This window comes from Streptococcus ovis DSM 16829 (assembly GCF_000380125.1).
GTDB lineage: Bacteria > Bacillota > Bacilli > Lactobacillales > Streptococcaceae > Streptococcus > Streptococcus ovis.
In genome coordinates this window covers 1-7536 of sequence record NZ_KB904575.1, presented here as the reverse complement: position 1 = coordinate 7536, position 7536 = coordinate 1, and the positions used below count along the sequence as shown (strand labels likewise).

The following is a 7536-nucleotide window of genomic DNA, read 5'->3' as shown; positions in this document are numbered from 1 at the left end:
CCCTCCACTCGCTTCTCCGCTCTGTATGTTCATTTCAATCCTCCAGCTCAAAATAATCAGTCAATTCTTCCTTCAGGTCATCAAGCGTTTCACAACGATCAACCATATCAGCAACATCTTCCATTGTGATTTCTTTGTTCAAGGTATTCTCTTCAACTGCTTTTGCAACCCACATTGGATGTGTTCCAGCGTATGAATAGCTTTCTTGTGGCAATGCTTCCAATAGAGCTTCATACCGTTCTTCAAGTGCAATCAATGCACCGAATGCACTGATATAGTCAGTGTCATCTTTTTTCTTTTCAAAAACTTCTGGTTGATTTTGTTTCACAATTTCTTGATGAATTGCCTGCCACTCTTCTTCTGAGAATCTTGACCGTTCCACCAATGGACCATATTCAATTTCTTTTCCGTTTACTGTTACTTTGTAATTCATAGTATTCCCTTTCTCCTACATAAATAGAGTCAATACCCAAAATAGTAGCAATGTGATCAACGGTTGTATAATAATTTTTGCTGCTACTTTGGCGTAATCCAGCTCGGTGTTGTCATTTTTATTACTTGCTACTAAATAACTAACCAAAACATCAATTGCAATAGCTTGTACCATGGTAATATTAGGCACACCATCTATTGTGCTAATAAGGTGATTCCAGCCATATCTGATTACGAATCCGCTCCAAATCATAGATGGCGCCATTAAAATTAGTAATATAATTGCTTTCTTTATAGTGTTATCTTGTTTGTTCATTTCAATCCTCCGAATCAAATTCTGGATGTGGAAGATACTCGTACATACCATATCTCATCCACGGTATGCGTCTATGTTCCCCCTCTAATGGGTAGAATATAGCCTGTCTGCCGTTACTCTCTTCTTCAAATTCTTGTTTCTGTTCATCTGTAACCCAGTAACGCGTGTAAACGTCGGGATATTCTGGAGACCAGCGACTACCACAACACGGACAAAATTCCGTATATTCTGGCTTTTGACCTACAATCTCAATCAATCGCTTTGCGGCTTGATTTCCATCTGTTGCTTCTATGACAATTTCAGAAGCTATATTCTCGTCTGTCACAAAGTAGCCTCCAGAATTATTTTGCATAAAAACATAAAAATAAGTTTGTCCTGTTGTCATTATCTTACCCTCCACTCGCTTCGTTTGTCTGTATGTACCGCTTCAAGTCTGCCAATTCCTCTCTGATAGCCTTGTCCTGGCTAATCAGCGCCAATTGGCGTTCTTCGTATATGCGGACAGCTTGCTCCAGTTTGTTTACCCTTGACTGCGTGATTGCTAGTAAGACAATTAGGAATCCAACTAGAATTGTAGGAACTAAATAATCAAATAGTTTCATTTTGCTTTCTCCATCTTCACACTGTACAGCTTTTTACCTCTATACTTACGTTCCAGGTCTGCTTTACATTTGGCAGCATCCACTTCTTTTTCAAAATAATGAGTTTCATCGATTTCCATGTGATCAAATATCACGCTTACTGTCCAAGCCATGTTCAACTTCCTCCTTTACTACATATCCAATCAATAGTGCTGCATTCATCATATTTTGATTACTTGTCAGCTCTTGTATTTCAGGTTCAAAAATTGATTTCCTGATAGTTTCAACAAAATCAGCTTGTTTCCTAGTTAGTTCAATCATCTTTTACCTTCCAATCTGCGCTTTTACTGCTTCCATTAAAGCGTTTTGTTTTGCTTCTTTTCCTTGCAAGATTCTAAGCACTTTTTCATCTACCGTATTCTCCGCCACCAAGTGGTGGATGATAACGGGTTCCGTCTGCCCCTGTCTGTCTAGTCTGGCATTGGCTTGTTGGTAGTACTCCAAACTCCAAGTCAGCCCGAACCAGACGATAATATGACCGCCCTTTTGAAGGTTGAGCCCGTGGCCCGCTGACTGCGGGTGACAAAGCAGAATAGGGATTTCGCCCGCATTCCACTTCTCCACCGATGTCAGTTCCTGGGCCTGGGGAAACCTCGCCTTGATACGAGATAGGTCGTGCTGATACTGGTAGAAGACAAGGATAGGCTGACCCTGACTATCTTCCACAATACTCTCTAAAGCATCCAGTTTGTCATCATGGATAGGCGTCACGTTCTTCTCGTCGTCGTAAATTGCTCCGTTGGCCAACTGCAATAACTTATTAGCTAGCACGGCAGAGTTAGCCGCCGTAATCTCCTGACCTTTAACTTCCAGAACCAGCTCCTGCTCCAACTGCTTGTAAACCTTAGTGTCGGATAGCTTAACCGTCACGATATTATCCGTCCTTGGGGGCAACTTGAGATAATCTTTAGCCTTCATGCTGACACAAATATCCTCAATCTTGCCGTAGATATCTTCTTCCGCTCCAGGTCGAATAGCCCAGCTATAAACAACAGGTCCGTTGTATTTATCAGGTCTGAAATACTGGTCTTTGTATCTGGTCTGGCTAGTTCCTAACCGCTCTCCCCTATCCATGAGATAGATTTGGGGCCACAGGTCAATCAAGCTGTTGGGTGCAGGCGTGCCGGTCAAGCCGACAAACCGCTCCATCTTCGGTCTAACTTTTCGAAGAGCCCTGAACCGCTTGGACTTGCTAGACTTAAAACTAGATAGCTCGTCCACGACAACAAACGTAAAGGGCCACCTAGTTTTGAAATAGTCCACAAGCCAGACCACATTCTCCCGATTGATAATATAGAGGTCTGCCTCTTTCTCCAAGGCCGCTGTTCGTTGCTTAGCGGTGCCAAGTACCTTCGAATAGGTCAAATCGAAGCCCCATTTTTCGATTTCAGTTGACCATGTTTCCTCAGCTACTTTCTTTGGGGCAATAACTAGAACTTTGTGCTCCTCACAAAAAACATTCTTCAACTCATCAATGGCAGACAAAGTTGTTAAAGTTTTACCTAACCCCATGTCAAGTAGTAACCCGCAGTAGGAATGTTCCAAAATCCAGTCCTTGGCATATTCCTGATAATCATGTAGTTTCATCCCATCTCCTCTAAAGCACGATCCGCCGATGCGTAAGAGTCCACCACCCAGACCTTATGCCCCAGCCTTTCCAACTTTCGATGGATTGCTATCTGGCTAGGCCTAGGTTTCTTCCCTGGGGCTTTAACTTCCACGAAGAAAATTCCTGTAGGTAAGATGACAATCCTGTCTGGCACCCCAACTGTTCCTGGGCTGGTGAATTTAAGGCAAAGGCCTTTGCACTTCTTTTTCAAATAGTTTTCAATATCCTTTTCAGACTTCATCCCTGCCTCCAATTTTATCACTAGTTAGGGTAACCGTTTTTTCCAACTTACTTTTTCTTTTTATATACACGTGGTCTTTATACACGTATTCCTTATATATCTTTATTTATTATTTATATATTAGTTAATAGAGAAAAAGTGGTTACTTGGTTACCTCTAGGGTTAAACCCTTGATACGATTGAATTTTTAGGTAGCTGAAAGGTAACCGAAGTAACCGTTTTGGGGCGATTTTAGCCCAGCCCTGATTTTCGGGTAACTAAGTAACCGATTTTCTAAACTGTTCAAATTTTTTACAAATTTGTCAAAAATGGTTACTTGGTTACCTCTTGCCTGAGGTAACCACTCTTCAAAATCAAACGGTTACCTCTAAAACTCGTTTTTCAGGCTAAAACCGACCCATTTTTTGACTACTTTTCCGCCCTCCTTGGCGCTCTTGTTTTCAAAATTCATCTCTCGCAGACGTTGATTGAAAGAGTTTCTAGCCAGCGGCTTATATCCTGAATCTAGACAGTACTGCCTGTAGGTAGGATAGACTTCTGCCACAGGGGCTTTCTTGTCCTCGCCCAGGTCGCACTCATCTTCTAGGAAGAGAGCCACAACGTCGTTCCCCTTCTCCCACTTCTCAACACTATTCAACATTGACTGACTAACGGTGAAATCTTTCCTGGCTAATACCTGCCGAAGCCCCGCCATGGCCCTGTTGAAGATACCAGGTATCTCAGCCATAATCTGATCAAGTGGAAACTCCTGCTTGACTTCCTTGGTCAAAACCTTGTTCATCTCCAGAATCAACATCCGCCTCTTGAGACCACCGCTGAAATCCCGCATAGGCGGCAGTTCATTCATGGCAAAGCTCAGCTTGGCGTAGTTGTAGAAGGTAATCGGCTCCTTGTTCTTGCGGTCGGCGTGGATGGTGTCCTCACCGGTCAACATCTTCAAAGTGGCACCGTCTGCCAGATATTGTGGCTTGGCGTCTGTATCGAAGTTGGCGGTCTTGCGGTAAAGACCAATCTTGGCAAAACGCTCTTGCATCAGGTACTGAAGCGTAACAGCTGAGTAATTGTCCGCCCCGATCATCTCCCGCAAGATATTGATAAGGGTTGACTTACCGGTGCCCCCAGCACCTTGGATAAATAGCATCTTCTGCACCGTGTACTCACGGTAGAAGTTATAGCCGAACCACTCAAAGACAAAGTCCACGTTCTCAGGCCCTACCGTCGCTTCAAGGAAACCCGTAAAGACGGGGCACCTTGCCTCAGGGTCATAGTTCACGGGGTGGCTGGATCTAGCATGTAACTCGGGATCAAACTGACCGACAAAGCTGTCGGTCTGTAAATCATAGACCCCGTTAGCTAGAATAATTTTAGAGATGTCGCTCTCCGCAAAAGCTTCCTTGGAAAAAGATAGCGCCTTGATTGCCACCACCGTCTCGTTGATGTGGCGGATTTTGGTGATTTTGCCTAGTTTCTTGGTCGAGATATAGCTGCGCAGGTACTCTTCAGCGTTGGGAATCCAGATGCCTTTTTCAGGCTCATAACGTAGAAACTCCAGACCGTCATACCAGATAGGAATTTCTCTCAAAATCTGCTGAGCCAACATAAAGCTATTGACCTCGGGGTTGCCCCTCTCGTCAATCTCCAGCCAGGAGCGGTCATCTTCCACGGTGTCAGCAGGTAGCGGTTCATCAAAGTCACCAATAGCCTCCGCCATCAGCTCCGCCTTAATGTTGGGTAACTCTGCCACCCACTCGTTCATGGCCTTACTGGATGGTAGCTTGTTAGTTGGAGTGTTGTCTTTAGCATCACCATCTAGGTCTCCGAACTTATGAATCCGTACTAAGTCATAGCTGTTAACCAGAGTATCTCCCACGGGGTCTGTCCCGTGATGGCTGTAGGCAAACACATCGTCGTAGAGGACCAGACCATTAGCCGTTGAACCGTCTATGTAGGTATAGCGGTCAGATGTTGTGCCCTCGGCATAGACCTCCGGTAAAAACTCAGCGATAGCCTGCCTGATGTCGTAAGTTCGACAGAAAGCCCCGATCAACCCTTTCTTACTCAGCGGGTCGCCCTGCTTCTTAGCTTCCCGGGTTCGACGCACGGCATGGGTTGGACTCTCTGGCCAAAAACTAGAGTCATGCCAGTCTGGATAAGTCTCCAGGATATCATCCACGCGAGCGAACCCCTCATCATTGAATTTAAACTCAAAGTCCGCATCCCTAGCATGACTGGACCAGTACATCAGGCGCACGTCCTGATAGGTCGTGTCGTCAAAGTTGGACATGCCTAGCTGGCTAGCTAGATAACGAGCTACCGGCTCGTACTCATCAGGCAACATCAAGCGGTCTGTCGGTATAATGATTCGGTACTTGGGGGACTTGTTACTATGGCTGTGCGTGCTGTAAAGTGCGTAAGCATAGTCAGCCATCAAGTCCAATCTGTCCAAGAAATCTTCCGAAGGTGTATCGGCATCCAGCGCCACGAACGACCGGCTTTGAACGTTCCCGTTTCGGCGCTTGCCCTGTTTGAGCCAACCGCCAACAAAACCGCCGACATCTTTGATCTGACCTTTTTCAGCTCTAGACATCTTCTGGTATTCCGCAAAGGTCTCCTGCGTAACCGTGGGGGTCGCTAGTCTCTCAACCAGCTCCTCCCAGGTCATCGTAATATTCTTCCAAGTCTTCGCGGTTCTTGACGCCCCCACAGATAGATGAAGCTCCTTGTGCGGGGCGTGTCTTATTTTTAAAGCTTCCATATATTAGTCCTTCATATAATATTTAGTAACGTAGCCCTCGCTATTTAGAGGCAGACCTTCCGCCCAATCTGGAGCCTCTGCCATGAGGTTGTTGATAATCTCAATAGTTGTCCCGCTAGTCTCCACGATGCACTCATCGTGCACATGGAAAACCACGGGGTGGCCATTTTCTTCTAGTCGCAGGATAGCTTCCGCTAAAATATCCCTGGCAGTCGCTTGGACAATGTTCTCGACCAACTTACCACCGTAGGTCTCCTGCTTGGTGAAATAGGCCTTGTCCCCCTGACCTTCATAGGTCAGCTTGTCGCCATAGTCTCCAGGCTCCAGCTTAGCCCTAGCGTAGGCTAGGTGCCTTCCAGAGGGCAACTGAATTAGTAGGAATCCTTTGCGATACTTGAAGACCAGGCGCCCCATCCGAATAGTGGACCGCTGACGAACAGCCTTGTGGGCTGCTGTCTGCACGTCCTTCCAAAACTGGATAATCTTCGGGTTAGCCCTGCGCCAGTCATCAACCAGGCTCTGCAACTCTTCTTCAGGAACGCCCATCTCAAGGGCCCCCATCTGCCGAAGAGCCCCAGGCCCTCCTTGGTAGCCAAGAGCCAACTCCGCGATTTTGCCTTTTTGGCGAAGTTCCTTGTCCACTTCCTCTATCGGAATGTGAAACATCTGACTGGCCGAAGCTTCATAGATTTTACCGTGGGTCTGAAATACATCCAGCCGCCACTGTTCGCCTGCATACCAGGCAATCACACGGGCCTCTATGGCAGAGAAGTCAGAGACGTAGAACTCTGCCCCCTCCTTCGCCACAAAGGCTGTCCGCACCAACTGCTTGAGGGTATCGTTCAGGCTGTCGTAGAGGATTTCCACGGCATCGATGTCACGAGCCTTGACGAAGTTTCTGGCATCGTCCAAGTCCTTGAGGTAGTTCCTAGCGAGGTTCTGAACTTGAACCACTCGACCTGCCCAGCGACCTGTTCGACTTGCTCCATAGAACTGTAACAGCCCATGGACTCGACCGTCTGAACACATAGCACGTTCCATGGCTTCGTATTTCTTTAGGCTAGACATGGCAGTTTGTAGCTTCAGCTCTAATACCCGTTTCAGTTCTCCGCTTGCTGTTTTTAACTCCTTCTGGACGTCTGCCTTAGTTAGACCTCCGGCAGTATATCCGTGGGATTTTAACCAAGACAGAAGCTGCGCCCTACTGTTTGGGTTGACAAGTCCTGTTATAGATTTCAACTCCTTAAAGAGATGCTCCATCTTGACGTCCTTGCAGTAGAGAGCCGACTGCACTAACTCAAAATCTAAAGCCACACCTCTATCATTCATCCGTTGGTCGGCAGTATAATAGACCCACTCCCTGTCATGCACAGGGAGAACAGATAATCTATCTGCGATAGCCATTTCAACGACAACGTCCTGCTTACAGTAGTCAATAAACATCTGCCATTTCTCTGGGTCATGTTCAGGCAAGTTTCTAGTTCTTCCACCATTCGCCTTAGTAGGCTTACAGGGTACCGAGAAATACTTAATCAAATTCTT

The 7536-nt window shown here is 46.2% G+C and carries 10 protein-coding genes; all 10 read right to left on the bottom strand.

The features are described 5' to 3' along the window. Window positions 1-34 precede the first annotated feature (34 nt). The gene (locus A3I9_RS0106300; RefSeq protein ID WP_018378198.1) at window positions 35-433 is read right to left on the bottom strand and encodes a hypothetical protein; all 399 of its coding nucleotides are present in this window, start codon (window positions 431-433) and stop codon (window positions 35-37) included. A gap of 15 nt (window positions 434-448) precedes the next feature. Next, window positions 449-748, bottom strand: coding sequence for a hypothetical protein (locus A3I9_RS0106295; protein WP_018378197.1), 300 nt, complete (start codon window positions 746-748; stop codon window positions 449-451). Window position 749: 1 nt separating this feature from the next. After that, window positions 750-1133, bottom strand: a complete 384-nt coding sequence (locus tag A3I9_RS0106290; protein ID WP_018378196.1) for a DUF7296 family protein — start codon at window positions 1131-1133, stop codon at window positions 750-752. Window positions 1134-1137: 4 nt separating this feature from the next. After that, entirely contained in the window at window positions 1138-1350 is a 213-nt protein-coding gene (locus A3I9_RS0106285; RefSeq protein ID WP_018378195.1) for a hypothetical protein, read from the bottom strand. After that, window positions 1347-1502, bottom strand: a complete 156-nt coding sequence (locus A3I9_RS13550; RefSeq protein ID WP_169333652.1) for a DUF7204 family protein — start codon at window positions 1500-1502, stop codon at window positions 1347-1349. Before A3I9_RS13550 ends, A3I9_RS0106285 begins: the two co-directional genes overlap by 4 nt. After that, entirely contained in the window at window positions 1474-1650 is a 177-nt protein-coding gene (locus A3I9_RS13545) for a hypothetical protein (RefSeq protein WP_018378193.1), read from the bottom strand. Before A3I9_RS13545 ends, A3I9_RS13550 begins: the two co-directional genes overlap by 29 nt. A 3-nt stretch (window positions 1651-1653) precedes the next feature. Then, the gene (locus tag A3I9_RS0106270; protein ID WP_018378192.1) at window positions 1654-2976 is read right to left on the bottom strand and encodes an SNF2-related protein; all 1323 of its coding nucleotides are present in this window, start codon (window positions 2974-2976) and stop codon (window positions 1654-1656) included. Further along, window positions 2973-3239 carry a VRR-NUC domain-containing protein gene (locus A3I9_RS0106265; protein WP_018378191.1) on the bottom strand — a complete coding sequence of 89 codons (267 nt, stop codon included), beginning with the start codon at window positions 3237-3239 and terminating at the stop codon, window positions 2973-2975. Before A3I9_RS0106265 ends, A3I9_RS0106270 begins: the two co-directional genes overlap by 4 nt. Before the next feature lie 367 nt (window positions 3240-3606). Beyond that, window positions 3607-5994 (bottom strand): DNA primase family protein, encoded by a 2388-nt coding sequence (locus A3I9_RS0106260; RefSeq protein ID WP_018378190.1) that lies wholly within the window; start codon window positions 5992-5994, stop codon window positions 3607-3609. Between the two features lie 3 nt (window positions 5995-5997). Continuing rightward, the coding region (locus A3I9_RS0106255) for a DNA polymerase (RefSeq protein ID WP_018378189.1) at window positions 5998-7536 on the bottom strand (1539 nt) is incomplete at its 5' end.